Below are 23,407 nucleotides of genomic sequence, written 5' to 3' on the forward strand. Positions count from 1 at the left end.
GCTAGGCGACCCCACAAAAACAGGTGAGGAAGCGGACTGGGCTCGCATGCGAGTTTACGAGCTGTAAATGAGCATTCCGAACCCGTTTTTAACGAAGCATCACCGAACGCAGGCACTTTTCGTACAGAGCCTGGTTGTTGCGCGCCTTGTGGGAGCGGATTTATCCGCGAATCGGAATGCCGCCCAGCCGCTCCCACAAGAGCAGGATTGCGCCACCAACACATAACGGGGACATAGCCTTTTTTATGCCCGCGGGTCGAGCAACCGTCTTCGCTCGCAGGCTGCTTTCGCCAACGCTCTCGAGGGTACGCTCCTGGCCGTTCGCTTGTGGCCAGACAAGACGAGGCCGTTTTCGTCTACCCTGGCTTGAAAACGGGCTTCCGGTGCCTCGTCCGGCCGGCTCCGATCTCATCCGCCCCACAGAATCCAGGCTCCGGCCTTTCAATCACACGATGCCTTCGCCCGGCTCCGGGCCGCCCTGCAGGATGCGTTGATGGTCAAGGAAACCGAAGAAGCCATGACTGGCCGCGAGCAGCTTCATCGGGATGGCTACATGCTGCTCCGTCGGGCGATTCCGGCCGAGTGGCTGGATGACCTGCGTGCCGTGTTCGATGCCGGCGTGCGGCCGCCGGACCAGTGGCCCGTGCCACGTGGCGCGGACTGGCGTCATTCGTTGCTGGACTTCGATGCGAAGATCCAGGCGGTGTGTCGTCTGCCCGAGGTGCTGGCGGTGGCTGGCGAGCTGATCGGAGAACGCTTCTTCCTCGCGCAGGTGGAAGGTCGCGAGCCTCTGGCCGGAGGCGGTCACCAGCGGCTGCACCGCGACCTGTCGGCCCAGCGGCCGGGCGACAGCGTGAACGCCCTGGCCTATTTCGATGATTACGGCCCCGGCAACGGCGCGACCCGCATCGTTCCCGGCAGCCATCGCCCCGAGCGGGGAGCGCCGCCATTCGACTTCGATGACGAATCCCGGTCCGTGCAGCTTGCAGGCTCAGCGGGCGACATCCTGGTGTTCGATGTCGACCTGGTGCATGCGGGCAGCCTGAACGCGAGCGGCACGCGCCGTCGTTCCATCCTGATCAGCTATTTTTCGGAGCCTCTGTACGCCTCGCACCTGGAAACGGCGGCCCTGCGAAACATCCGCATGGATACCACCGACCGGTTCGAGCCCTCGGACTTTGCCTTCGGGGGTCCCCAGCGCCTGACCATGCCCCTGCGGCCCACCCCGTGAAAAGAGGGATGGAGGTGGCCGGATACTGGCGAAGCGAGCCGCCACCCTTGACCACCCACGACCTGCCGATGCGCCTGCGCCTCGGCCCATAACAGGAGCACCTCCATGGCCGTCCACGTCGTCCGCTTCGAACACCAGAACCGCAGCCAGTGGGGCGTGATCCGCGACGGACGCATTTCCCGCGTGCCCGGCGAGTTCGCCACCACCGGCGACTTCATCGCCGGCAACGACCTGGCCGACCTGGCACGGCTGGACGGCGCGGAACTGGCCCTCGATGAAGTCACCCTGCTCGCCCCGGTGACGCGCAACCAGCAGTTCGTCTGCCAGGGCGCCAACTACCGCCAGCACATGATCGAGTCCGGCATGGACCCGGACGCCAAGCACTTCAACATGATCTTCACCAAGGCCAGCAGTTGCCTGGTGGCGGCGGACAGCCCGCTGATCAAGCCGCGCAACGTGCGCTTCCTCGACTACGAGATCGAGCTGGGCCTGGTGCTCAAGCGCGACATCACCGGCCCGCTGGCGGTCGACGATGACAACCTGCACGAATTCATCGCCGGCGTGGTGATCGTCAACGACTACTCGGCCCGCGACGTGCAGATTCCGCAGATGCAGTTCTACAAGGGCAAGAGCTTCCGCACCTTCGGCCCGGTCGGTCCCTACCTGTGCCTGCTGCAACCGGACGAGATGAAATACCTGAAGAACCTGCAGCTGCGCCTGACGGTGAACGGCCAGGTGCGCCAGAACGACAGCACCGCCAACCTGGTCCACGGCCCGGCGCAGACCCTCGTCGAACTATCCACCGTGCAGGACTTCGCCGCCGGCGACCTGATCGCCACCGGCACCCCGGCCGGCTGCGCCCTGTCCATCCCCTCGCCGGCCAAGCAACGCATCGCCGCCCTGCTGCCGGAAGCGACCAAGTGGAAGCTGTTCATGAAGGCCCAGGAGGGCCGCACCCAGTACCTCAAGGCCGGTGACCTGGTCGAGGCCAGCATCCGCAGCGGCGATGGCGTGGTGGACCTCGGAGTGCAGCGCAATCGGGTGGTCGAGGAAGCGTAGCGCTGTCCTCATGCGCAACCGGAGTCCGGGGAGAGATGCGCTCTCCCCGGGGCGGGGCTAGAAGCGATAGTCGAGCGAAGTACCGACCTGATACGGGTGCCCGTCATCGCCAGCTAAGGTCGTGGACGCGCTGAGCGCCACGCTCAGGTTGTCGCTCAACGCGAGAGAGACACCGCCGCCGACCACCCCCATGGTCTCGCGACTCGAAGTCATCCACCGAGGTGCGGATCGGCAATAGCGGTGCCTGCTCGTGCGGTTCCTGTCGCCGAACTCGTGCTGCCAGGTCAGGTTCAGTCCGGCCAGCGACAGAGAACGGCGTGCGAGCTGTACGCCCGCCTCGCCGGCCTTCGACGTGAGGGTCTGTCCATCGACCCGATAGGCGAGCAGCGCATCGCCGTGCTCCCGGTCCACATCAGCCCGGTCACAGACGGTTAACGGCGCGGCCTTTGCAGACGTCCGCATCATGTACGGAAAGCGAGGCTCCGTCCTTGGGAGGATCCTCGCGCCTGATGGACGAACACGGAGCTGAAGGCGCAATCATAGGTGGAAATGGCCCGCAGCCTCCGGCTGGTAAAGCACTTTCCTGATCGCAATCCGGCGGGTCCGATCAGCAATTCGCCAGTCGATGGCGTCCCCCTCCTGATAGCCCAGGATGGCAGCGCCGATGTCGGAACACACGGAATGCTTCCCGGTGGTGGTGTCTGCGTCTTCCGGGTAGACCAAGGCCACTTCGATCTCTTCTTCGTCCAGCTGCAGCAAAGCCCTGGAGTTCATCGTGACGACATTGCACGCCACCTGCTGCGGCCTGACGACAATGGCGCGTTCAAGCTCATGTTCGAGTTCAACAACGGCCGGGCCTTGCTCGAACGCGATCAGACTCTCGAGCCTGGTTTTGTCGATTTCAGTGATGTAGATCCTAGTGGAGTCGCCAACGGTGCCTTCGCGCAAGAACTGGAGATAGCGCCCCGCCGTCATGGAAAAGGATTTCAATGCAGGCGTTTCGCTCTCAAGCAGAAAGCCGCTGCGCAGAAAGGCTTTCAGCGAGCGCACGTTGTCCGGGTGGATCTTGGCGATGAGCTTTTCGGCCCGCATGTCGAGGAAGGCCAGTTTCATGCCTTCGCGGATCGTGCTGGCGCCAAGGTTTCGGCCCCATTTGTCGCTGTCTCCGATGACCAGAACTATTTCGCAATTTGCCCCGGTCTTGATGAGGCGGACAAAACCCACCGGAGCGTCATGCCGGTCATAGGCCATGAAGAATCGGCCGCCCCGGTTGAATAGATGGGTCAGGATCGGTAATTGAGTACGATCGATGGCTTGCTCGATGAAGCGTGAGGTATGACGTGAATCGCTCAGGTAGCAGGTGACGCGCTCATCCTCCAACCAGTCCATCAGCGTCAGCGCGTGTGCCCGAGTAATTTCAGGGCACAGCGAAATGAAAGGCTTGTTCATCTTCACCACACTTGTCTGTAAAGAATGAAAGCCCTTCATGGCTATGGCCATGACGGTTCTTTCGGCAACCGGCTATCTTAAGACATTACGCAGGTAATGCCGAACAGCCTGGAGTTCGAGGGGGCCACCGTTTTGCCGAACCCGAACCAGTCAAGCGCTCAAGCATCCCGTATGCGCCGGTAGCCCCGTCAGACAGCAGTGGCGCACTTGTGGCCGCAGTAGCTATGGCCGATAGCTGCCTTTGCCAGCATCCACACCTGCCGAGCAACAGTGGTCAGCGCTGCTCCCCTACGACACTTGCTCCATCGTAAAGAACAGCGACCGCCACCTCGACAAGCCCGGAAAAAACCGTATCTCATCCACCCTGTAGCTGCTCCGCTTGAGACCCCATGCCCTTCACCCTCCGCCCCGCCACCCTCGACGAAGCCGATCTCCTGCCCGAGGTCGAGCGCTCCGCCGCCCTGGCCTTCCGCTCGATAGAGGACTTGGACTGGCTTGCCGACGGGGAGCCGATGGCGGCGGAGCGGCATCGCCTGTCGATCGCGCAATCTACTTGCTGGGTGGCGGTGGACGATGCGAAGCGGATTCATGGGTTTCTCAGCGCGGAACGGCAGGCCGAGGCGCTGCATGTGCATGAGGTGTCCGTTCGCCACGGCAGCCAGGGCAACGGCCTGGGCCGCAGGCTGGTGGAGGCGGCGATGGAATATGCACGGTCGGAGGGGCTGCGCTGCGTGACCTTGACGACCTTCGCGGAGGTGCCGTGGAACGCACCGTTCTATGAACGCCTGGGCTTCCGGCGTATTCCGCCGGCGGCGCTGGATCGGCGGCTGGCGGAGCAGCTCGCGGCGGAGTACGCGCAGGGCTTCGCGCCGGGGAGCCGTTGCGCGATGGCCTGGGAGGTTCCCCGGTGATCCTGCGGAAGAAACCCCGGCCTCGCGGCCAGGGCTGACCTTAATTGCGCAAGCGCACCCTCGTGAGGTGCGCACGGGCACTTCAGCGTCTGTTGGCCAGGCGCTGCACGGTGCTCACCAGCAGGTCGACCTCGTCCACCGTGTTGTAGAAGGCCAGCGACGGGCGCACCGTGGCCTCCACGCCGAAGCGGCGCAGGATCGGCTGCGCGCAGTGGTGGCCGGAACGCACGGCGATGCCTTCGCGGTTCAGCGCCGCGCCGACTTCCTCGGTGCGATAGCCGTCGAGGACGAAGGACAGCACGCTGGCCTTGTGCGCCGCGGTGCCGATCAGGCGCAACCCGGGGATCGGCGCCAGGCCGCGGGTGGCGTACTGCAGCAGGTCGTGCTCGTAGCGCTGGATGTTCTCCAGGCCCAGCCGATCCACATAGTCCAGCGCCGCCCCCAGTCCCACCGCGTCGGCGATGTTGCCGGTGCCAGCCTCGAAGCGCGCCGGGGCCGGCTGGTACACCGTCTTCTCGAAGGTCACGTCGGCGATCATGTTGCCGCCGCCCTGCCAGGGTGGCAGCTGCTCGAGCAGGTCCTTCTTGCCGTAGACCACGCCGATGCCGGTGGGGCCGAAGATCTTGTGCCCGGAGAACACGAAGAAGTCGGCGTCCAGCGCCTGCACGTTGACCCGCAAGTGCGAGACCGACTGCGCGCCGTCCACCAGCACCCGCGCGCCGACCGCATGGGCCAGGCCGATGATCTCGGCCACCGGCGTCACGGTGCCCAGGGCGTTGGAGACCTGGGTGACGGATACCAGCTTGGTGCGCGGGCAGAGCAATCTCGCGTATTCCTCGAGAATGATCTGCCCCGTGTCGTCCACCGGAATCACCCGAATCTTCGCCCCCACTTCGGCCGCCAGCTGCTGCCAGGGCACGATGTTGGCGTGGTGTTCCAGTTGGGAAACGATGATCTCGTCGCCCGCGCCGATGAACTTGCGGCCGAAGGTGTTGGCGATCAGGTTGATGCCTTCGGTGGCGCCACGGACGAAGACGATCTCCTCCTCCGAGCGCGCGCCGAGGAAGCGCCGCACCTTGCTCCGCGCGCCCTCGTAGGCGTCGGTGGCGCGCGCCGCCAGTTCGTGCGCGGCGCGGTGGATGTTGGAGTTCTCGTGCTCGTAGAAGTGGCTGATGCGCTCGATCACCTGGCGCGGCTTCTGGGTGGTGGCGGCGTTGTCGAACCACACCAGCGGCTTGCCGTTGACCCGCTCCTGCAGGATCGGGAAGTCGCGGCGCACGGCGTTGACGTCGAAGCTACCCGAGGCCTGGGGCTGGCCGCCCGGCTGCGGAGCCTTCTCCAGGCGTGGCGCGCCGCCCTGGTCGAGGAAGTAGAACTGCCCGCTACCGCCAGGTTGCCCGCGCGGAGACGCTTCCGGCTCGGCGAGGATCGACTGGAGGATCTGCCCCAACTCATCGCCGCCGGGCAGGCCGTGGCTCTGCGCGGAGACGCGGTCCTCCCCCGCCGGCGCGGCCACGGGCGGCGCCTGGTCGGCGAAGTAGTAGCTCGATGGCGCCGGCGCCCCGCCGCCACCCGGCGACTGGACGATGGAAGCCCCCGGGTAGACCTGCGGAATCGCCGCCGTGTAGGCCTGCGGCGAGCCGAGGTCGAGGCCGTCCGCCGTACCCGCCGGCGGGGTCGCCGCCAGCGGCGCCTCGTGGGCGCTCAGGTTCGTCGCATCGAAGCCGCGCGGCTCCTCCCCGGGCTTGGCCGAGAACAGCTCGTTGGCCAGCCGCGCCAGACCGTCCAGGTCCGGCAGGCCGGCGGCCCGGGGTTCACTTGTAGGTATCTGGATAGTCATGGTACTTGCCGACCTCCACGTCATCGAGCACAGCCAGGGCATCCTCGGTCAGCACCGCCAGGGAGCAGTACAGCGAGATCAGGTAGGACGCGATCGCGTTGCGGTTGATGCCCATGAAGCGCACGGACAGGCCCGGGCTCTGCTCGCCGGCCACGCCCGGCTGGTACAGGCCGATCACGCCCTGGCGCTTGTCGCCCACGCGCAGCAGCAGAATCTTGGTCTTGCCGTTCTCGTCGAACGGCACCTTGTCCGACGGGATCAGCGGCAGGCCGCGCCAGGTGATGAACTGTGAGCCGAACAGGCTGACGGTGGGCGGCGGCACGCCACGGCGGGTGCACTCACGGCCGAAGGCGGTGATGGCCAGCGGGTGGGCGAGGAAGAAGGCCGGCTCCTTCCACACCCTGGCGATCAGTTCATCGAGGTCGTCCGGGGTCGGCGCGCCGGTCAGGGTGGAGATGCGCTGGGTCGGGTCGACGCTGGCCAGCAGGCCGTACTCGGGGTTGTTGATCAGCTCGTTTTCCTGGCGCTCCTTGATGGTCTCGATGGTCAGGCGCAGTTGCTCGCGAATCTGGTCGTGCGGGCTGCTGTAGAGGTCGGAGACGCGGGTGTGCACGTCGAGGATGGTGGTCACCGCGTTGAGGAAGTACTCGCGCGGCGCCTCCTCGTAGTCGACGAAGGTCTGCGGTAGCACCGCCTCGTCGCGCTGGGAACAGGCGACCTGCACGTTGAGCGGGTTCTTCACCTTGTTCAGGCGGAAGATGCCCGCCTCCACGGGCGTCCACTGCAGCAGGTGGACCAGCCAGCGCGGGGTGATGGTGGAAAGTTGCGGTACGGTCTTGGTCGCGTTCGCCAGCTGCCGGGCGGCACTGTCGCCGAGGGCCAGACGTACATCCTGATTGTCAGCCATGAATCACTCCTGTTGCGTTCTTATGGCGCGCAAAGGCCCGCCGGCCGCCGCGAGGGCGACCGTGGAGGGTGTGCGCGCAGGTTGGCCGCAGGGCCGCCGGGGTCTACCCGGCGTTGCCTGCCTGGTGTTGCAGGCTCGCCTGGGTGACGTTGCTGCCGGGCGGCACGCTGCGCGTCAGCCAGACGTTTCCACCGATGGTGGAGCCCTTGCCGATGGTGATGCGGCCGAGGATGGTGGCCCCGGCGTAGATCACCACGTCGTCTTCGACGATGGGATGGCGGGCCTGGCCCTTGTGCAGCTGGCCCGTCTCGTCGGCGGTGAAGCGCTTGGCGCCCAGGGTCACCGCCTGGTAGATGCGCACCCGGTTGCCGATCACCGCCGTCTCGCCGATCACCACGCCGGTGCCGTGGTCGATGAAGAAGCTGTGGCCGATCTGCGCGCCGGGGTGGATGTCGATGCCGGTGGCCGAATGGGCGATCTCCGCGCCGATGCGCGCCAGCAGCGACAGGCCGGCGCGGTACAGGTGGTGGGCCAGGCGGTGGTGGATGACGGCGAGGATGCCGGGGTAGCACAGCAGCACCTCGTCGACGCTGCGCGCGGCCGGGTCGCCGGCATAGGCGGCGATCACGTCGCTGTCGAGCAGGCGGCGCAGGCCCGGCAGAGCGGCGGCGAAGTCGCGCACGATCTGCACCGCGTCGGCGTCGCTGCCCTCCTCCGGCTCGCCGCGCTGGCGGGCGGCATGGCGCAGCTCCAAGCGCACCTGGCCGAGCAGGCTGTTGAGCGCGCTGTCCAGGGTGTGGCCGACGTAGAAGTCCTCGCTCTCCTGGCGCAGGTCGCTGGGGCCGAGGCGCATGGGGAACAGCGCGCCGCAGAGGTCGGCGAAGATCACCTCCAGGGCCTGGCGCGACGGCAGTTCGCGGCTGCCCAGCTCGCGGGCGCGGCCGGTGCTGCTGCGCCACTCGGCGCGGGCGGCGCGCAGCTGGTCGACGATCTGGTCGAGCTGCCAGTTGACCGGCTTCGCCACAGCCTCGGTCGGGGTCTGGATGAGGCCGGCGAGGCCGGCGGAGAGCTTGTTGGACATGGGGAATCCTTGGGACCGTGGGAAGTCTGCCGTGCGTCGGCCTCGCGTCAGCGGCGGACCGGGAAGCGACCTCCCCGGATGATCATCGGGCGCCGCGCCCGCGCCGCCTCGCAGAGTTTGGGCCGCGACGGCTGGCGACAGGTTCCGGGCGCCTGCGCGCGCTCAGTCCTGCACCCACGGCAGGCCCCAGTGGCGCCAGCCGCCGGTATCGCCGCGCTGCCGCTGGCCGTCCAGGTCGCCCTCGAAGCCCTCCAGCACGTTGAACACCTGGGTGAAACCGGCCTCGGTGGCGGCCCTGGCGGCAGCGGCCGAGCGCTTGCCGCTGCGGCACAGCAGCACCAGCACCTGGTCGCGGCCGGCCTTGTTCTCCAGTTCGCGCAGGAAGCGCGGGTTCTTGATCAGCGCCGGGCCGGTCTGCCAGGCGACGTGGGCGCTGCCCGGCACGCGGCCGACGTACTTGAGTTCCTCGGCGGTGCGCACGTCCACCAGGGTGACGGCGCCGGCCTCGGCCAGGGCCCAGGCCTCCGGCGGGTACAGGCTGCCGGCGTAGGCGTTGCCCTGCTCGACGCCACGGGCGCGGCCGCGGGCCAGCAGCTCGCCGCTGGCGATCTCCAGCACGCTGCGCAGGCTGGCGGGACGAAGGGTGTTGGGGGTGATTTCTACAACCGGCATGGGCGAGTCCTCTAGTGGGCTAGTCGGGGTCGGCAGAAGGTCTGCACCGCCTCGTTGAGGGCTACTCTATGCCCGGCCTCATATAACTAAAAAATAATTAATAATTTTATTTATCAAACTTTATTGAATATGAGATTTCGTGAGGCATTCCCGGATTGCATCCGGGCTACGGCGGCGGTTCAGCATGTTGAACGCAACGCGGGTTTCACCCGCCCTACGCCGCGGACCGTAGGGCGGGTGAAACCCGCGAAGACAACCACTCAAGCCAACTCGCGCAGGTAGCTCCAGGGGTAGATACCCTTGTCGTGGCCATCGCTGAACACCAGCTGCACGCCGTAACCCTGCTGGCCGATGGCGCGCAGGCGCACCTCGGCCGGCGCCGCGTCGATGCGCCCGTGCAGACGCGCGGCGCGGCACTGCGAGCAGGGGCAGGCGGCGCGCAGGCGGGCGTGGCTGAGCTGGCTGACCTGGCCGTCCGGCCATTCCAGGCGCAGCTGGCCGTCGGCGCTGCGCAGGGCGCTGGGCGCGTTCATCGCGGTGTGCCCTGCAACTGGCCGAGGGCGATACGCACGGCCTTGCGCACCTCGGGGTCGCCATCGTTCTCCGCCGCCTGTAGGGCCGGCAGCGCGGACGGATCGGCCAGCTCGCCGAGGGCCAGGGCCGCCTCCTTGCGCAGGTTGCTGATGCTGTGGCCGAGCAGCTCGACCAGCGCGCTCAGCGCGCCGGCGAAACGCAGCTTGCCAAGGGAACGGGCGGCGCGCAGGCGCACCTGCCAGTAGCCGTCGGCCAGGGCCTCGACCAGCGCCGGGCCAGCATCGCCCTGGCCGACCTTGCCCAGGGTGGTGGCGGCCTCCTCGCGCACCTGCCATTCGCGGTCGCGCAGGGCCGCGCGCAGGGCCGGCAATACGCTGGCGTCGCTGGCCAGGCCGAGGGCGCCGGTGGCGGCGCGGCGCACTTCGGTGTCCGGGTCGGTGCTGGCCAGGCTCGCCAGCGCCGGCAGCGCCTCGCCGCGCTTGAGCCAGCCGAGGATGCCGACCGCCTCGCGGCGGACGAAGGCATCGCCGTCGCCCAGCGCCGACAGGGCCAGCGGCGCGGCCTCGGCCAGGCGCAACTCGCGCAGGGCGCGCAAGGCGCTGGCACGGACGAAGGCGTCGGCGTGGCCGACCCAGGGCAGGATCACCCGGCCCGCCTCGGCGCTCTTCAGTTCGGAGAGGCTCTGCGCGGCGGCGGCGCGCACCGCCTCGTCGGCGTCGGCCAGGGCGGCGCACAGGGCGGCCACCACCTCGGGCTCTTCCCAGGCCTCCAGCAGGCGCGCGGCCTCGGCGCGCACGTCGGCGTCCGGGTCGGCGGCCAGGGCGTGGGTCAGCCAGGGCAGGCCCTCGGGGTCTTCCAGGTCGGCCAGTTCGATCAGGGCGATGCGGCGCACGCCGGCGTCGTCGGCCTCCAGGCGCGGCAGCAGGTCGAGGATGTCCGGGTTGTCGGTGGTCAGGTCGGCAATAAGAACGGTCATAGGGCGATTCGCAGTGGCGGATGTTCAGTGGTGGGCAAGCCCAGCGGTGTGAGGCGCGGCAGTTCGCGGCCGTCCTCGTGGCGCAGCAGGTCCAGGCAGTGGCGCTTGAGGTGGACGAAGCCGGGGCTGGTCAGCAGGCTGGCGTTGCGCGGGCGCGGGAAGTCCAGGCGTAGGTCTTCGATGAAACGGCCCGGCCGCGGGCTCATCACCAGGATGCGGTCGGCGAGGAACAGCGCCTCGTCGATGTCGTGGGTGACGAACACAACGGTGGTACGGATGCGCGTCCAGATATCCAGCAGCAGTTCCTGCATGCGCGCACGGGTCTGCGCATCGAGGGCGCCGAACGGCTCGTCCATCAGCAGCAGGCGCGGCCGGTTGATCAACACGCGGGCGATCTCGGCGCGCTGTTGCATGCCGCCGGAGAGCTGGTTGGGCCAGCGCGTGGCGAAGTCCTGCAGGCCAACCAGACGCAGCATCTCGGCGGCCTGGCGACGGCGCTCGGCCTTGCCGATGCCCTGCATCTTCAGGCCGAAGGCGACGTTGTCCAGCACGCTGCGCCAGGGCAGCAGGGTGTGGTGCTGGAACACCATGCCGCGCTCCGGCAACGGGCCGGCCACCGGCGCGTTATCCACCAGCAGGCTGCCGCCAGCCGGACGCAGGTGACCGGCCAGAGCGCCAAGCAGGGTCGACTTGCCGCAGCCGGACGGGCCGAGGATGCAGACGAACTCGCCGGGCTCGACGGCGAAGTCCAGCGCCTGCACCGCCTCGAAGGCGTCGCGACCCTGGCCGAGACGGATAGACAGCTGGCGGCCGTCGATGCGGCCGGGCTCGGGGGCTTTCTGGTAGACGCTCATCGCTGTGCTCCGCTGCGGTACCAGGGCGTGGTCAGGCCGCCGAGGCGCTTGACCAGGCCGCTGCTGGCCATGCCGAGCAGGCCGATCAGCAGCATGCCGACGACGATGTCCGGGTAGTTCTGGATGGTGTAGGACTCCCAGGTGTAGTAACCGATGCCGAATTGGCCGGAGATCATCTCGGCGGTGACCAGGCAGAACCACGAGGTGCCCATGCCGATGGCCAGGCCAGTGACGATACTCGGCGCCGCACCTGGCAGGATCACCTCGCGCAGGATGGCCAGGCGCCCTGCCCCGAGGCTGCGCGCCGAGGCGATCAGGCGCGGGTCGACGCCCTCCACGCCGTGGATGGTGTTGAGCAGGATGGGGAACAGCGCGCCGGTGAAGGTGATGAACACCATCGACAGCTCCGACGACGGAAACATCAGGATGGCCAGGGGAATCCAGGCCACCGCGGGAATCGGCCGCAGCACTTCCAGCGGCGGCAGCAGGCTGTCCTCGGCCCATTTCGAGCGGCCGATGACCAGGCCCAGCAGCACGCCGATCACGGCGGCAGCGAGGTAGCCGGCGAACACCCGGCCCAGGCTGCTGGTCAGGTGCGCCAGCAACTGGCTGGACTGCAGCAGTTGCCAGGCCGCATCGAGCACCGCGCCGGGCGTGGGCACGTAGGTGAAGGTGAGCAGGCCCAGGTCCAGCCGCGCGGTGGCGGCCACCTGCCAGAACAGCAGGCAGGCGGCCAGCGAGGCGAGGCGCAGGGGCCAGCGGTAGAAGGAGGAAAGACTCATCATCGGCTCCAGTGGTCGGCCTACGAGTAGGGTGCGCCGCGCGCACCGGGAAGCCCGAAGCGGACTCCGGTGCGCACGGCGCACCCTACGGCGCCCGGCTCGCGTTATCGCTGCGCCACCAGGCTCTGGTTGGCGCTGACGAAGTCCAGGGCGGTGCCGCCGTGCTGCTGGGCGTAGGCCTCGGCCTGGTCCTTGAGCAGGAAGGCGCTCAGCTCGCCCTTGCCGTTGCGCACGAACCAGGCCTGGTTGGCCAGCAGCTTGATCCCGCTGTCGGCGGCCTGGGCGTAGATGGCGCGGATGTCCTTGCCCTCCTCCTCCAGCGCGGCCAGGGCCTTGAGCGCGGCTTCCGGCGAACTGTAGTGGCGCACCTTGTCCTCACCGCGCACCCAGATCTGCGCCAGGCGCTTGAAGTCGGTGATCGGCTGGCCGGTCAGCGCATCGTTGGCCTTCAGCGGCAGCGGCTGGTAGTCGGCCAGGGCCTTTTCGTAGTCCTTGCCGGCCTGCTTGAAGGCGGCACGGATGTACTGGTCGTCGACGAACCGGTCCACGTCCAGGCCGCGGTCGGTCTTCTTCAGCAGCTTGAGGGTGTCGATGGAGGTGGCCAGCGCCTGGCGGTATTCCGGCTTCCAGGTCAGGTCGCGGGTCTGCAGGCCGAGCGGGCCGTGGAACAGGTAGTTCACCTCGGCCTCGATGCCGGTGACCTTCTCGATCAGCTCGCTGTACTTCTCGGGCTGCTCGGCGATCAGGCGGTCCGCCTCCAGGCTGGCGCGCAGGTAGGCGGTGACCACTTCCGGGTACTTCTTCGCGTACTCGGCATCGACCAGAGCGCCGTGGAAAGTCGGCGCGTTGGCCTGGGAGCCGTCGTAGATCTTGCGGGCGAAGCCACGGTTGGGGAACAGCTCGGCGAACGGCACGAAGTCGGCGTGGGCCTCGATGCGGTTGCTGCGCAGGGCGGAACCGGCGATCTCCGGCGCCTGGGCGATGATGCGCACGTCCTTCTGCGGGTCCCAGCCCTGGGCGGCGACGGCGCGCAGCAGCATGCCGTGGGCGGTGGAGGCGAACGGCACGGAGATGGTCTTGCCCTTCAGCTCGGCCAGCGACTGCACGCTGGAGGACGCCGGCACCACGATGCCGTTGCCGCTGCCGCGGGTGCTGCCAGACAGCACGCTGAGGAACAGGCTGCGCTTGCCGGCGTCGAGGTGGGCGACGCCGTTGAACGAGCCGGGGAAGTCGGCCATGGCGCCGAAGTCCAGCTTGCCGGCGACCATCTCGTTGGTCAGCGGCGCGCCGCTGGTGAAGTTCTTCCACTCGATATCGTATTTCACGCCCTCGTACTTGCCGTCCTTCGGCAGGTACTTGTCGAGCAGGCCCAGCTCACGGATGAGCAGGCCGCCGGTGGCGCAGTTGATGGTGGTGTCCTGGGTGCCGATGGCGACGCGAATGGTCCCGGCGGGCAGCTCGGCATTGGCATGAACGGTGGCGATGGCCAGGGCGAGGCCGGCCAGGGTGGTACGCAAGCGCATGGGATTGTCCCCTCGAATCGTAGTTATGGAATCGTCTCCGCCAGTCGGTCGGCCGGTGGGAAACGAGGGGTGTTGCATCAGGCGTCCGGCGGCGGGCCGGATGGCATTGGTATTCGTGGTATCGCGTAGGGTGCGCTGTGCGCACCGAGCCGGAGTTGCGGTGCGCGCAGCGCACCCTACGGTTTCGCGCGGGTTGCACCCGCCCTACGGTTCAGCGCAGCAGGTAAGGGATTTCCACCTTCACCGCGCCGGTCGGGCAGTCCTTCTCGCAGGGCATGCAGTACCAGCACTCGTCGAAGGCCATGTAGGCCTTCTGGGTGGCCGGGTTGATCGCCAGCAGGTCCATCGGGCAGACCTCGACGCACACGGTGCAGCCCTTGTGGGCGATGCACTTGTCTTCGTCGACGGTCACCGGCGCGTTGCTGCGGAAGAAGATTTCCTGGGGCTGGTAGGCCATGTCACGGTTCCTTGGAGCCTCGTGGCCCTCTGCTGTCTCGAATGGCGGGAGCGGCTGGCGGTATTCCGCCTGGCGGCGAAAAGCTTCGCGGACAAGTCCGCTCCCACAGGTTTCCTGCCTAGGCGGCGTCGCTGCGCACCCGCAGGCGCGCGTAGGCGTGCTGTTCCTCGTCGTCGAGCGGGATCAGGTAGGGCTCGACGGGTTTCTTGAAGCTGGTCATGGCGCCGTCATCGCCTTTCTTCAGGTGGCAGTGGACGAACCACTCGGCGTCGTTGCGCTGCGGGTGGTCGACCCGGTGGTGGTACAGCCCCCAGCGGCTCTCGGCGCGGAACAGCGAGGCACGGGCGGCCATCTCGGCGCAGTCGCGGATCACGCTGACTTCCAGGGCGCGCATCAGCTCGTGGGGGTTGCTGGCCTTGAGCTGGTCGAGGTCACGCTCGATGTCGGCGAAACGGGTCAGGCCGATCTCCATCTTCTTGGTCACCTTGGGCGGCTGCAGGTAGTCGTTGACCATGCGCCGCAGCTTGTACTCGACCTGGGCCGGCGGCAGGCCGTGCTCGCGGTTGAGCGGCGCATAGACCCGCGCCCGCTCGCGCTCGACCTGCTGCGCGTCCACCTCGGTGAAGTCGCGCCCGGCGATGTACTCGGCGGCGTTGACCCCGGCGAACCAGCCGTAGGTGAAGGCGCCGAGCATGTAGTTGTGCGGCACCGCGGCCATGTCGCCGGCGGAGTACAGGCCCTTCACGCTGGTCTCGGCCTTCTCGTTGACCCACACGCCCGAGGCGCTGTGGCCGGAGCAGAAGCCGATCTCGGAGATGTGCATCTCGACCATCTGCGAGCGGTAGTCGGTGCCGCGGTTGGCGTGGAACTGGCCGCGGCTGGGGCGCTCGTTGCTGTGCAGGATTTCCTCGATGTTCTGGATGGTCTCCTCGGCCAGATGGTCGAGCTTGAGGAACACCGGGCCATTGCCGCCCTCCAGTTCCTGGTGGAACTCCCACATCATCTGCCCGGACCAGTAGTCGCACTCGATGAAGCGCTCGCCCTTGTTGTTCGCCGTGTAGCCGCCCAGCGGGCCGGTCACGTAGGCGCAGGCCGGGCCGTTGTAGTCCTTGATCAGCGGGTTGATCTGGAAGCACTCCAGGTTGGCCAGCTCGGCGCCGGCGTGGTAGGCCATGGCGTAGCCGTCGCCGGCGTTGGTCGGGTTCTCGTAGGTGCCCATCAGGTAGCCCGAGGACGGCAGGCCCAGGCGCCCGGCGGCGCCGCAGGCGAGCACCACAGCCTTGGCGCGGATCAGGTGGAAGTCCGCGGTGCGGCAATCGAAGCCCATCACCCCGTTCACCGCGCCCTCGGCGTCGGTGAGCAGGCGGGTGGCGATGACCCGGTTGGTGATCTCCACCCGCGCGCGCTTGAGCTGGCGGTACAGCACCTTCTTGATGTCGTGCCCCTCGGGCATCGGCAGCACGTAGGCGCCCATGTGGTGGACCTTCTTCACCGCGTAGTCGCCGGTCTCGTCCTTCTCGAATTTCACGCCCCAGCGGTCGAGCTGCTCGATGGTCTCGAAGCTCTTGGTGGCGTATGCGTACACAGCCGCCTGGTTGACGATGCCGTCGTTGGCGATGGTGATTTCCTTGGTGTACTGCTCCGGCGTGGCGTGGCCGGGGATCACCGCGTTATTGAGGCCGTCCATGCCCATGCTGATGGCCCCACTGCGCTTGACGTTGGCCTTGTCCAGCAACAGCACGCGCAGCTCGCGGTTGGCCTCCTTGGCCTTGATCGCGGCCATCGGGCCGGCGGTACCGCCGCCGATCACCACCAGGTCGTATTCGCGTTCGATGGTGTTCATGCGTGGGAGCCCTTCTGGCGGTCGATGCGCAGGCGGTACTGGAAGGCGTCGCCGCGGTAGTAGAGGTATTCGAAGTCCAGCGGCGTGCCGTCGGCGGCGTGGGTCAGGCGCTCGATGCGCATGATCGGCGCGCCCTCCTCCACATCCAGCGCGCGGGTCAGGTCGGCGTCGGCGAGCACCGCGTCGATGGCCAGGTCGGCGTGGCCGAGGGCGATGCCGCAGTCGTTCTCGATGATCAGGAAGATGTCGCGGGCCACCAGGTCGGCCTTCTCCAGCTTCTCGCCGACGGCACGCGGCACGTAGGTGACTTCCAGCGACACCGGCTCGCGATTGACCAGGCGCACGCGCTTGATCTCGCTGACCGGCGCGCCCTCCTCCAGCCCCAGCCGCTCGGCGACCCGGGCGCTGGCCGGCAGGTGTTTGAGGCCGATCAGACGGTTGATCACCTCGTAGCCCATCTGCGACATGGATTCGGCCAGGCCCTGCAGGGTGCTGACGTTCTGGAACGCCTTGGGCTTGGCGACGAAGGTGCCCTTGCCGTGGATCTTGAAGATCAGCCCTTCCTTCTGCAGGTCGCCCAAGGCCTGGCGCACGGTGATGCGGCTGACACCGAACGCCTGGCCCAGCTCGTTCTCCGAGGGCATGCGGCTGTGCGGCGGGTAGGTGCCGTCGAGGATGCGCCCGCGCAGCAGCTCCTTGAGCTGGCTGTACAGCGGTACGGGGGACAGGGGAAGCAGTTCGGCCATCGTTTTCTTCTCGCGCTCTCAACTTGTCATAACAAGATGTGATGAGAAGATAGGAGATATAAGAACCTCAGAACAAATACGAATTTCGCATAACCATATATGCGTTAGGCCAGACGCTGGCGCCGTACTAGCGACGCAGCTTGGCGCAGTGGTCCTCGGGCGGATTGGCGGCGGTGTACCAGACGTAGTCGGCGCTGCCCGGGGCCGGCTCCCGGCCGACCTCGGCGAGGATCAGCACGGCGTTGCCCGCGCCAGCGCCCAGGTCGCTCAGGTGCAGCGGCACGCCCAGGTCCCGGTGCACGTGGAAGGCGCCGGCCAGCAGCATGGCCGGTTGCGGCGCCTCTGCCAGGCGCCGGGCCATGCGCCGGTCGCGCTGCTGCTGCACGGCGAGCATGGCCGGGATCTGGCTGTCCGGCAGCAGGCCGCAGTGGGATTCGCGGATGTCCTGCTCCAGCTTCTCTTGCACCGCCGGTGCGCTGGAGGCCGGCCCCTCCAGCGCCGGGCGCTGGCGGTAGATGTCCATGATCTCGGCCCGCTCCAGGTTGGCCGCCAGCAGCGGATAGGGCTGGCGCAGCTGGTACTGCACCAGCGCGCCGTACAGGCCCCAGTCCCAGCCGGCCTGCCAGTCCAGCGCGGCATAGGCGTCGGCCGGCGGACGGCCGGCGCGGGTCTCGGCCTGGGCGCGGTCGACCGCCGCCTGCTGGCCCGGGCCGATCATCTCCATCAGCACGCTGCCCTGCGGGCGCCGGGCCGCCAGCTCGCGTGACAGCCAGAGCTGCAGGGCGTGGTGGTCGGGGTTGTCATGCTGCTCGCCGACCAGCACCCGCGGCGCGGCGGCCAGGCGCTCGACCAGTTGCTCGGGGCTAATCCGCGCGCCGCTGGCCAGTTCGACGATCTGGCCCAGCCGGGCATGGTCGCGGCCTTCCGGGGCGATCGGCGCCGGCGGCGGCAGCACGCCGCGGGACTGGCAGGCGGCCAGCAGGCAGAAGCAGCAGAGCAGAAGGATTCGCATGGGAGGCTCCCGAAGATTGTTCAGCGCGCCACGATCAACGGGTGGCCGCGCTCCGGATGGCGCTGGATCAGCACGTCGAGGCCGAACACCTCGCGCAGGGGCTCGGCCTGCAGCACCTCGACCGGGCTGCCGAAGGCGTGGGCGCGGCCCTGCTGCAGCAGCAGGATGCGGTCGCAGTAGCGCGCCGCCAGGTTGAGATCGTGGAGGATCACCAGCACCGCCGCGCCCTGGCCGGCGAAGTCACGCACCGCCTGCAGGGTGGTGTGCTGGTGCAGCGGGTCGAGGGCGGAGGTCGGCTCGTCCAGCAGCAGCACCTGCCCTTCCCCGCCCGGCCACAGCTGCGCCAGCACCCGCGCCAGGTGCACGCGCTGGCGCTCGCCGCCGGACAGCGCCAGGTAGCTGCGCCCGCGCAGGTGCTCGGCATCCGCCGCGCGCAGGGCCGCGTCGACGATCTCGGCGTCGCGCTGGCGGCCGCTGGCGTGGGGCAGCCGGCCCATGCCGACCACGTCGACCACCGGGAAGGCGAAGCTCAGGGTCGAACTCTGCGGCAGCACCGCCAGGCGCCGCGCCCGCTCCTGGCCGGACCAGTCGCCGAGGGGCCGCTCGTCGAGCAGCACGCTGCCGGTGGCCGCGCCCAACTCGCCGCACAAGGCGCCGAGCAGGGTGCTCTTGCCTGCGCCGTTGGGGCCGAGCACGCCGAGTACCTCGCCGGGCGTCAGGGCGAGGTCGATCCCTTCCAGCACCAGCGTGCGGCCGCGGCGCACGCTCAGCCCGTTCGCGCACAGCATCAGGTCCGCCCCCGCACCAGCAGATAGAGGAAGAACGGCGCCCCGATCAGCGCCGTGACGATGCCGATTGGCAGCTCGGCCGGGGCCAGCACCAGGCGCGCCGCCAGGTCGGCCAGCAGCAGCAGGCTGGCGCCGGCCAGCAGCGAGGCCGGCAGCAGCACCCGGTGGTCCGGCCCGACCAGCAGGCGCATCAGGTGCGGCACCACCAGGCCGATGAAGCCGATCAGCCCCGCCGCCGCCACGGCCGCGCCGACGCCCAGCGCCGTGCACAGCACCAGTTCGAGCTTGAGCCGCTCGACGTCGAAGCCCAGATGGCGGGCCTCCGACTCGCCGAGCAGCAGCGCGTTGAGCGCCGAGGCCCGGCGCGGCAGCCACAGGGCCACGCCGAGGGCCACCAGCAGCAGCGGCCACAGGCGCGGGTAGCTGGCGCCGTTGAGGCTGCCGAGGTTCCAGAAGGTCAGGCTGCGCAGGGTGGCGTCGTCTGCCAGGTAGGTGAACAGGCCGACGCCGGCGCCGGACATGGCGGTCAGCGCGACGCCGGCCAGCAGCATGGTGGCGACGTTGGTCTGCCCGTCACGTCGGCCGAAGCGGTAGACCACGGCGGTCACCGCCAGGCCGCCACCGAAGGCGCAGAGCGACAGCAGGTACGGCGCCCACAGCGGCGGCAGGCCGCCGATCAGGCTGCCGCCGACGATGGCGACCGCCGCGCCCAGCGCCGCCCCGCCGGAGACGCCGACCAGGCCGGGGTCGGCCAGCGGGTTGCGGAACAGGCCCTGCATGGCCACCCCGGACAGCGCCAGCACCGCCCCCACGCACAGGCCAAGCAGGCTGCGCGGCAGGCGGATCTGGCCGAGGATCAGTTCGGCCTGCTGCAGGCCCTCGCCGTTTACCGGCAGGCCGAGCAGGCGCAGCGCGGCCATCAGGGTGTCGCCCAGGGGCAGGCTGACCGGCCCCAGGGCCAGCGACAGCCAGAACGCGAGCAGCAGGAGGACGCCCAGTGCCAGCAGCAACGGGCGCGGTCGGAACAGCGGATTCATCGGTCCTCGGTGGTCAGGGCCTTTGCCGCAGGATAAAAGGCCGCCGACAGCTCGGCCAGCCCTTCCGGCAGGCGCGGGCCGAGGCCGCCGACCAACAGGGTCGGGTCGAGGCTGAGCAGACGGCCGTCGCGCCCTGCGCTGGTCTGCGCGATCACCGGGTTGTGCTGCAGCAGCGCCGCGCGCGCGGCGTCGCCCTGCAGGGTGCGGTCGGCGAAGATCACCACCTGCGGGTCCATGGCCAGCAGCGCCTCGCTGGAGATCGGCTTGTAGCCGTCGTGTTCGGTGCGGCTCTCGCCGCCGGCCCGCTCGATCAGCCACACGGCCAGGCTGTCCTTGCCGGCGGCCAGGGTGTTGCTGCCGGCGTGGCCCAGCAGCATCAGCACCCGCGGCGCTTCCTGAGTCTTCTGTGCCTGGGCAACCCAGTCGGCCTGGCGCTGCAGGCGCTGGCGGTAGTCGGCCATCCGCTCGCGCGCCCTTTCCGGCTCGCCCAGCAGTTCGCCGAGGCGCAGCACGTTGCCTTCCAGCGTTTCCAGGTCGGCGGTGGCCGGCAGCGTCTCGATGCGGATGCCGGCCGCCCTGATCTGGGCGATCACCGGCGGCGGGCCCATCTCTTCCGTGCCGATCAGGATGTCCGGACGCAGGGACAGCACGCCCTCCGCCGACAGCGCGCGCTGGTAGCCGACGCTCGGCAGCTGGCGCAGCGACGCGGGGTGCTGGCTGGTGGTGTCGACGCCCACCAGGCGGCTCTCGCCGCCCAGCGCGACGACCCATTCGCTCAGCGAGCCGCCGGAACTGACCCAGCGCTGCGGCAGGTCATCGGCGGCGGCGGCGTGGCTGAACAGCATGCTGCTGCTCAGCAGAACGGCTTTGATCAGACGCATCTCAGGCCTCCAGAGCCAGGGTGGATTCGGCCAGCTCGCGCCAGTCGGCGCGCTCCGGCACGCCCGGCTTGCGCGCGCCGAACAGCTGCACCACCAGCTCGCCGTCGGCGTCGAACGCCTCGTAGCTGGTGATGATGCCGTCGCTGCTGGGCTTGCGCACGCGCCACAGCTCGCTGACGCCGCCGGTCTTCAGGTGCAGGTTGAATTCGGGGTCGAGCACGTTGAACCAGTCGCCCATCCAGCGCAGGTTGTGCACCGGGCCGGTGTGGATCTGGATGCAGTGCGGGTTGCCGACGAACACCATGATCGGCACCTGGCGCGCCGCCGCGTCCTCGAACAGGCCGGTCAGGCCGGCCGTGGCCAGCGGCTCGGCCCACTCGCGGCCGGCCAGGCGCAGGGCCTGGGTGCGCGCCACGTCGTGGCGCCGGAGCATGGCGTGGAAATGGTGGGTGTCCTGCAGTTGCGCCCAGTCGGCGCGCAGGGCGGCGGCGTCCACCTCGGCATCGGCGCGGGGCGCCGCGCGTTCGGCAGGAGCGCACAGGTCCAGCTCGGCGCTCTGCCCGGCCGCGCGGAAGCGCTCGACCAGCGGCGCCCAGGCGTCGGTTTCGCTCTTGTCGGTCAGGTAGACCTTGTGCACGGCGACGCCCTGCCGGTCGAACACCTGGATGCTGCGCTGCACGCCACGCTCGGTGGCTTCGGCGACGGCGAACGCGCTGGCCCAGCCGGACAGGAACAGGCGCAGGTCGATGTCGGCGGACACCACCAGCCCCATCGCACCGTTGGGGGTGAGCGACACCTCGCGGTAGAAGCCCTTGCGTTCATGCACGCAATGCTCGTTGCGGGTCAGCGCCATGATGTAGCCCAGCTCGCCCAGCGCCGGCAGCAGCGCGGCCCATTCCGGGCGCAGGCGGACGGCGTCCACGCCCAGGCGGCTGGCCGTCAGCTCGGCCTCGCTGACGCCACGGCGGGCGGCGGCGGCGCGGGCACGCAGGCCGGGCTGCTCGCCGCGCAGACGCTGCCAGTCCCGGTACAGCTCGGGGGTCGGAGTGGTCATGACGTACCTCGCGAAGGGTTCGAAGCGGCACAGAGCATATCAACAAGCGCCGGACAAATAGCTTTGAGAATTATTTTTATTTAAGGCGAATCATCCTTCAACCGAGGCGTGGCAAGCCCCGGCCCGCCCGAACACAGGGCGCGAGGCCGAATGCCAGGCCGGGCGGGGTTGTGCCGGTACGCCGCGCCGAACAATAATAATTATCATTTTGTCCGAGATGGATGTTGTGAGCAGTTCCAACCTCGATACGGTGTTTCTCGCCCAACGCACGCCGCTGCTGCGCACGCTGGCGAGAATGGTGAAGAACCCCAGCATCGCCGAAGAGCTGGTCCAGGAGACCTACCTGCGCGTGGCGCGCACCCTGCTGCAGCGCAAGGTGGAGCACCTCGAACCCTTCCTGTTCCAGACCGGACGCAACCTCGCCCTCGATCACCTGCGCCACCTGCGCATGCAGTCGCGCACCCTGATGGAGGACATCTCCGACGAGGAACTGCAGGCGGTACCCTCCGGCGCGCCTTCCGCCGAGGAGGGCCTGCACGCCGAGCAGTTGCTCGAACGCCTGGGCTCCACCGTGGAGCGCCTGACCCCGCGCCAGCAGCAGATCTTCATCCTCAGCCGGCTGAACGGCTGCGGCTACTCCGAGATCGCCGAGCAGCTGGAGGTGTCGGCGAGCACGGTGCAGAAGGAGCTGAAGCTGATCATGGCCATCTGCATCGACGTGCTGGATCGTCTGGAAGAAACCAGGTGACGGGCTACCCATCCGCCGGGCGCTGGACGACAATGAGCGTCCCCGCCCCGAGGATTCCCGCGTGACCGCTTCATCCCAGCAACCGACAGCCGACTCGCAACGCCTCTCGGAAGCGTTGGACTGGCTGATCCGGCTGGACGATGCCGATGCGGACACCCGCGCCGCCTTCGATGCCTGGCTGCAGGCCAGCGAGGACAACGCCCGCGCCTACCAGCGGGCCAGCCGCATGTGGGGCTCGCCACTGCTCAACGTGGCCGCCGCCGGCCTGCAGCAGCAGGGCCAGCGGAAGCGGCGTCAGCGCCGCCGGCTGGCGCGCCGCGCCGCGGCCTCGGCGGCCGGCCTGCTGCTCGCCATCGCCGCGGTGCTGCAGAGCGACCTGCCGCAGCGCCTGCAGGCCGACCACATCACCGCCGTGGGCCAGCGCCAGCAACTGCAGCTGGCCGACGGCTCGCGCGTGCTGCTGAACACCGACACCGCCCTCGCCAGCCGGATGGACGACTACCGGCGCAGCACCCGCTTGCTGTATGGCGAGGCCTATTTCGACGTCGCCCACGACCGCAGCCGCCCGTTCGAGGTGGACGCCGGCCCGGTGCAGGTCAGCGTGCGCGGCACCGCCTTCGCCGTGCGCTACCTGAACGACGAGGCCGAGGTGAGCGTGGAGCGCGGCGAGGTGGACCTGCGCACCCGGCGCAACGACTCCAGCATGATCCTCGGCGCCGGCGACAGCATCCGCATCGGTCCCGACGGCTTCGGCGCGCGCACCCACACCACGCGCGCCCAGCCCCAGCTGGCCTGGGTGCAGGGCCGCCTGGTGTTCGAGAACTGTCCACTCGGCGAGGTGCTCGCCGAGCTGCGCCGCTACTACCCGGGCTGGATCATCAGCACCGACGAGCGCCTGGCGGCGCTCAATGTCACCGGCAACTACCGGCTGGACGATCCCCTCGGCGCGATGCGCTCGCTGGCCCAGGTCACCTCCTCGCACCTGCACGAACTGCCGCGCGTGCTGATCCTCGACTGAGCCA

The 23,407-nt window shown here is 68.8% G+C and carries 24 protein-coding genes; 5 read left to right on the top strand and 19 right to left on the bottom strand.

Going from position 1 to position 23,407, the window contains the following annotated elements:
• Nucleotides 1–517 precede the first annotated feature (517 nt).
• Both N5D30_RS24800 and N5D30_RS24805 read left to right on the top strand, forming a co-directional pair.
• Complete coding sequence (locus N5D30_RS24800) at nucleotides 518–1,231, top strand: phytanoyl-CoA dioxygenase family protein (RefSeq protein WP_279911149.1); 714 nt, start codon at nucleotides 518–520, stop codon at nucleotides 1,229–1,231.
• 105 nt (nucleotides 1,232–1,336) lie between these two features.
• Entirely contained in the window at nucleotides 1,337–2,290 is a 954-nt protein-coding gene (locus tag N5D30_RS24805) for a fumarylacetoacetate hydrolase family protein (RefSeq protein ID WP_279911133.1), read from the top strand.
• 57 nt (nucleotides 2,291–2,347) lie between these two features.
• Here the strand turns inward: N5D30_RS24805 and N5D30_RS24810 are convergent, their stop codons facing one another.
• Complete coding sequence (locus N5D30_RS24810) at nucleotides 2,348–2,755, bottom strand: autotransporter outer membrane beta-barrel domain-containing protein (RefSeq protein WP_279911134.1); 408 nt, start codon at nucleotides 2,753–2,755, stop codon at nucleotides 2,348–2,350.
• Between the two features lie 72 nt (nucleotides 2,756–2,827).
• Entirely contained in the window at nucleotides 2,828–3,790 is a 963-nt protein-coding gene (locus N5D30_RS24815; protein WP_279911135.1) for a bifunctional GNAT family N-acetyltransferase/nucleoside diphosphate kinase regulator, read from the bottom strand.
• A 338-nt stretch (nucleotides 3,791–4,128) separates the two neighbouring features.
• Here N5D30_RS24815 and N5D30_RS24820 point away from each other — a divergent pair, with 338 nt between their 5' ends.
• On the top strand, nucleotides 4,129–4,650 hold the full coding sequence (locus tag N5D30_RS24820) for a GNAT family N-acetyltransferase (protein WP_279911136.1): 522 nt from the start codon (nucleotides 4,129–4,131) through the stop codon (nucleotides 4,648–4,650).
• A gap of 82 nt (nucleotides 4,651–4,732) precedes the next feature.
• Here the strand turns inward: N5D30_RS24820 and N5D30_RS24825 are convergent, their stop codons facing one another.
• The 17 genes from N5D30_RS24825 to N5D30_RS24905 form a co-directional block, all read right to left on the bottom strand.
• Nucleotides 4,733–6,490: a family 2A encapsulin nanocompartment cargo protein cysteine desulfurase gene (locus N5D30_RS24825; protein WP_279911137.1), complete on the bottom strand. Its 1,758-nt coding sequence runs from the start codon at nucleotides 6,488–6,490 to the stop codon at nucleotides 4,733–4,735.
• Nucleotides 6,465–7,397, bottom strand: coding sequence for a family 2A encapsulin nanocompartment shell protein (locus N5D30_RS24830; RefSeq protein WP_220812249.1), 933 nt, complete (start codon nucleotides 7,395–7,397; stop codon nucleotides 6,465–6,467). Before N5D30_RS24830 ends, N5D30_RS24825 begins: the two co-directional genes overlap by 26 nt.
• A gap of 103 nt (nucleotides 7,398–7,500) precedes the next feature.
• Nucleotides 7,501–8,478, bottom strand: coding sequence for a serine O-acetyltransferase EpsC (epsC, locus tag N5D30_RS24835; RefSeq protein ID WP_279911138.1), 978 nt, complete (start codon nucleotides 8,476–8,478; stop codon nucleotides 7,501–7,503).
• A gap of 162 nt (nucleotides 8,479–8,640) precedes the next feature.
• A complete protein-coding gene (locus N5D30_RS24840; RefSeq protein ID WP_220812245.1) occupies nucleotides 8,641–9,150 on the bottom strand; it encodes a rhodanese-like domain-containing protein in 510 nt (169 codons plus the stop codon).
• A gap of 260 nt (nucleotides 9,151–9,410) precedes the next feature.
• Nucleotides 9,411–9,683, bottom strand: a complete 273-nt coding sequence (locus N5D30_RS24845) for a gamma-butyrobetaine hydroxylase-like domain-containing protein (RefSeq protein ID WP_279911139.1) — start codon at nucleotides 9,681–9,683, stop codon at nucleotides 9,411–9,413.
• The gene (locus tag N5D30_RS24850; RefSeq protein ID WP_279911150.1) at nucleotides 9,680–10,648 is read right to left on the bottom strand and encodes a HEAT repeat domain-containing protein; all 969 of its coding nucleotides are present in this window, start codon (nucleotides 10,646–10,648) and stop codon (nucleotides 9,680–9,682) included. Before N5D30_RS24850 ends, N5D30_RS24845 begins: the two co-directional genes overlap by 4 nt.
• Nucleotides 10,649–10,656: 8 nt before the next feature.
• Nucleotides 10,657–11,514, bottom strand: coding sequence for an ABC transporter ATP-binding protein (locus N5D30_RS24855; protein ID WP_279911140.1), 858 nt, complete (start codon nucleotides 11,512–11,514; stop codon nucleotides 10,657–10,659).
• Nucleotides 11,511–12,299 carry an ABC transporter permease gene (locus N5D30_RS24860; RefSeq protein WP_279911141.1) on the bottom strand — a complete coding sequence of 263 codons (789 nt, stop codon included), beginning with the start codon at nucleotides 12,297–12,299 and terminating at the stop codon, nucleotides 11,511–11,513. The genes N5D30_RS24855 and N5D30_RS24860 overlap by 4 nt, the downstream gene beginning before the upstream one ends.
• Nucleotides 12,300–12,400: 101 nt before the next feature.
• Complete coding sequence (locus tag N5D30_RS24865) at nucleotides 12,401–13,819, bottom strand: ABC transporter substrate-binding protein (protein WP_279911142.1); 1,419 nt, start codon at nucleotides 13,817–13,819, stop codon at nucleotides 12,401–12,403.
• A gap of 211 nt (nucleotides 13,820–14,030) precedes the next feature.
• The gene (locus N5D30_RS24870) at nucleotides 14,031–14,276 is read right to left on the bottom strand and encodes a ferredoxin family protein (protein WP_044463806.1); all 246 of its coding nucleotides are present in this window, start codon (nucleotides 14,274–14,276) and stop codon (nucleotides 14,031–14,033) included.
• A 118-nt stretch (nucleotides 14,277–14,394) separates the two neighbouring features.
• Nucleotides 14,395–16,119 (bottom strand): fumarate reductase/succinate dehydrogenase flavoprotein subunit, encoded by a 1,725-nt coding sequence (locus tag N5D30_RS24875; RefSeq protein ID WP_279911143.1) that lies wholly within the window; start codon nucleotides 16,117–16,119, stop codon nucleotides 14,395–14,397.
• Nucleotides 16,116–16,865 (bottom strand): GntR family transcriptional regulator, encoded by a 750-nt coding sequence (locus N5D30_RS24880; RefSeq protein ID WP_279902644.1) that lies wholly within the window; start codon nucleotides 16,863–16,865, stop codon nucleotides 16,116–16,118. The genes N5D30_RS24875 and N5D30_RS24880 overlap by 4 nt, the downstream gene beginning before the upstream one ends.
• A 127-nt stretch (nucleotides 16,866–16,992) precedes the next feature.
• Nucleotides 16,993–17,877, bottom strand: coding sequence for a ChaN family lipoprotein (locus tag N5D30_RS24885; RefSeq protein ID WP_279911144.1), 885 nt, complete (start codon nucleotides 17,875–17,877; stop codon nucleotides 16,993–16,995).
• Nucleotides 17,878–17,897: 20 nt separating this feature from the next.
• Nucleotides 17,898–18,665, bottom strand: a complete 768-nt coding sequence (locus N5D30_RS24890) for a heme ABC transporter ATP-binding protein (RefSeq protein ID WP_279911145.1) — start codon at nucleotides 18,663–18,665, stop codon at nucleotides 17,898–17,900.
• On the bottom strand, nucleotides 18,665–19,648 hold the full coding sequence (locus N5D30_RS24895) for an iron ABC transporter permease (RefSeq protein WP_220812306.1): 984 nt from the start codon (nucleotides 19,646–19,648) through the stop codon (nucleotides 18,665–18,667). The genes N5D30_RS24890 and N5D30_RS24895 overlap by 1 nt, the downstream gene beginning before the upstream one ends.
• A gap of 50 nt (nucleotides 19,649–19,698) precedes the next feature.
• Nucleotides 19,699–20,547, bottom strand: coding sequence for an ABC transporter substrate-binding protein (locus tag N5D30_RS24900; RefSeq protein WP_279911151.1), 849 nt, complete (start codon nucleotides 20,545–20,547; stop codon nucleotides 19,699–19,701).
• Between the two features lie 37 nt (nucleotides 20,548–20,584).
• The gene (locus tag N5D30_RS24905) at nucleotides 20,585–21,637 is read right to left on the bottom strand and encodes a ChuX/HutX family heme-like substrate-binding protein (RefSeq protein ID WP_279911146.1); all 1,053 of its coding nucleotides are present in this window, start codon (nucleotides 21,635–21,637) and stop codon (nucleotides 20,585–20,587) included.
• Nucleotides 21,638–21,863: 226 nt separating this feature from the next.
• Between N5D30_RS24905 and N5D30_RS24910 the strand changes: the two genes are divergently transcribed.
• Together N5D30_RS24910 and N5D30_RS24915 are read left to right on the top strand one after the other, a co-directional pair.
• Complete coding sequence (locus N5D30_RS24910; protein WP_279911147.1) at nucleotides 21,864–22,385, top strand: RNA polymerase sigma factor; 522 nt, start codon at nucleotides 21,864–21,866, stop codon at nucleotides 22,383–22,385.
• Nucleotides 22,386–22,446: 61 nt separating this feature from the next.
• Nucleotides 22,447–23,403: a FecR domain-containing protein gene (locus N5D30_RS24915; RefSeq protein ID WP_279911148.1), complete on the top strand. Its 957-nt coding sequence runs from the start codon at nucleotides 22,447–22,449 to the stop codon at nucleotides 23,401–23,403.
• The last annotated feature ends 4 nt before the right edge of the window (nucleotides 23,404–23,407 follow it).

The organism is Pseudomonas sp. GD03875 (assembly GCF_029840585.1).
Taxonomy (GTDB): domain Bacteria; phylum Pseudomonadota; class Gammaproteobacteria; order Pseudomonadales; family Pseudomonadaceae; genus Aquipseudomonas; species Aquipseudomonas paralcaligenes.

Coding starts and splice junctions, on each gene's coding strand:
- N5D30_RS24800 (WP_279911149.1), top strand. CDS start 518: ATGACTGGCCGCGAGCAGCTTCATCGGGATGGCTACATGCTGCTCCGT.
- N5D30_RS24805 (WP_279911133.1), top strand. CDS start 1,337: ATGGCCGTCCACGTCGTCCGCTTCGAACACCAGAACCGCAGCCAGTGG.
- N5D30_RS24810 (WP_279911134.1), bottom strand. CDS start 2,755: ATGATGCGGACGTCTGCAAAGGCCGCGCCGTTAACCGTCTGTGACCGG.
- N5D30_RS24815 (WP_279911135.1), bottom strand. CDS start 3,790: ATGGCCATAGCCATGAAGGGCTTTCATTCTTTACAGACAAGTGTGGTG.
- N5D30_RS24820 (WP_279911136.1), top strand. CDS start 4,129: ATGCCCTTCACCCTCCGCCCCGCCACCCTCGACGAAGCCGATCTCCTG.
- N5D30_RS24825 (WP_279911137.1), bottom strand. CDS start 6,490: ATGACTATCCAGATACCTACAAGTGAACCCCGGGCCGCCGGCCTGCCG.
- N5D30_RS24830 (WP_220812249.1), bottom strand. CDS start 7,397: ATGGCTGACAATCAGGATGTACGTCTGGCCCTCGGCGACAGTGCCGCC.
- epsC (WP_279911138.1), bottom strand. CDS start 8,478: ATGTCCAACAAGCTCTCCGCCGGCCTCGCCGGCCTCATCCAGACCCCG.
- N5D30_RS24840 (WP_220812245.1), bottom strand. CDS start 9,150: ATGCCGGTTGTAGAAATCACCCCCAACACCCTTCGTCCCGCCAGCCTG.
- N5D30_RS24845 (WP_279911139.1), bottom strand. CDS start 9,683: ATGAACGCGCCCAGCGCCCTGCGCAGCGCCGACGGCCAGCTGCGCCTG.
- N5D30_RS24855 (WP_279911140.1), bottom strand. CDS start 11,514: ATGAGCGTCTACCAGAAAGCCCCCGAGCCCGGCCGCATCGACGGCCGC.
- N5D30_RS24860 (WP_279911141.1), bottom strand. CDS start 12,299: ATGATGAGTCTTTCCTCCTTCTACCGCTGGCCCCTGCGCCTCGCCTCG.
- N5D30_RS24865 (WP_279911142.1), bottom strand. CDS start 13,819: ATGCGCTTGCGTACCACCCTGGCCGGCCTCGCCCTGGCCATCGCCACC.
- N5D30_RS24870 (WP_044463806.1), bottom strand. CDS start 14,276: ATGGCCTACCAGCCCCAGGAAATCTTCTTCCGCAGCAACGCGCCGGTG.
- N5D30_RS24875 (WP_279911143.1), bottom strand. CDS start 16,119: ATGAACACCATCGAACGCGAATACGACCTGGTGGTGATCGGCGGCGGT.
- N5D30_RS24880 (WP_279902644.1), bottom strand. CDS start 16,865: ATGGCCGAACTGCTTCCCCTGTCCCCCGTACCGCTGTACAGCCAGCTC.
- N5D30_RS24885 (WP_279911144.1), bottom strand. CDS start 17,877: ATGCGAATCCTTCTGCTCTGCTGCTTCTGCCTGCTGGCCGCCTGCCAG.
- N5D30_RS24890 (WP_279911145.1), bottom strand. CDS start 18,665: ATGCTGTGCGCGAACGGGCTGAGCGTGCGCCGCGGCCGCACGCTGGTG.
- N5D30_RS24900 (WP_279911151.1), bottom strand. CDS start 20,547: ATGCTGTTCAGCCACGCCGCCGCCGCCGATGACCTGCCGCAGCGCTGG.
- N5D30_RS24905 (WP_279911146.1), bottom strand. CDS start 21,637: ATGACCACTCCGACCCCCGAGCTGTACCGGGACTGGCAGCGTCTGCGC.